Consider the following 256-nt stretch of genomic DNA (forward strand, 5'->3'; position numbering starts at 1 on the left):
GAAGAAGTTCAGACAATGTGCCCGATGTCGGTATTCGTATTGAAAATCTCGGCGGCGGAGTTGCAAATATTCCTTTTCAGAACGGTATCCTTCCCGTTGATCCTTCCGGGCATGGCACCGTCAATATGCGCGCCTGGCCAGTTAATCTGGTCGGTGGTGAGCTGGAAACAGGAAAATTTCAGGGCACAGCCACCATTACCGTCATCGTGCGGTAAAAGAAGACGTTGCGTTTTGATTAACGCAACGCTTCGGCACT

General features: G+C 50.4%; 1 protein-coding gene. It reads left to right on the top strand.

The genetic code is table 11. The features are described 5' to 3' along the window. Positions 1 to 215: fimbrial protein (locus tag SB764_RS42305; RefSeq protein WP_410867078.1), on the top strand; the 215-nt coding region annotated here is incomplete at its 5' end. Positions 216 to 256 lie beyond the last annotated feature (41 nt).

Source organism: Paraburkholderia sp. SIMBA_027, from assembly GCF_046535315.1.
GTDB lineage: Bacteria > Pseudomonadota > Gammaproteobacteria > Burkholderiales > Burkholderiaceae > Paraburkholderia > Paraburkholderia tropica.